The sequence below is a fragment of the Mesorhizobium sp. M2E.F.Ca.ET.209.01.1.1 genome, from assembly GCF_004010375.2.
Classification (GTDB): domain Bacteria; phylum Pseudomonadota; class Alphaproteobacteria; order Rhizobiales; family Rhizobiaceae; genus Mesorhizobium.
The window spans coordinates 1-318 of record NZ_SADP02000820.1; the positions used below are offsets into that span (position 1 = coordinate 1).

Consider the following 318-nt stretch of genomic DNA (forward strand, 5'->3'; position numbering starts at 1 on the left):
GCGGCAGCTTGCCGATCTTGACGTATTTTTCCGTCACCCAGCCGGGCTCGTGATACTCGGGCAGCGCCTTGAACTCCAGGACCGAGTCGCGCGCCACGTATTTGATCTTGCCCTCGGCCGGAAACGTCGCCGGGACCGGCGGCACGGTCGGTTCGGAAGCGAAAGCGCTGAGCGCCGGAACGGAGACGCTCAGCGCCAGTCCAGCGGCAATGCCAATGCTGCGTAGGTTCCTCATGGTCTCCTCCCTCGTGTTCAGACGTCTGCTGCTGCTCGTCCTGTTAGGCCTCGAAGCAATTCCGGACGGAGATTCACCCTTCT

1 pseudogene is annotated in these 318 nt (G+C 62.6%); it reads right to left on the reverse strand.

What is annotated here, in order from left to right:
* Window positions 1–235, reverse strand: a pseudogene (locus EN852_RS38045) (ABC transporter substrate-binding protein); the annotation flags it as partial.
* Between the last annotated feature and the right edge of the window lie 83 nt (window positions 236–318).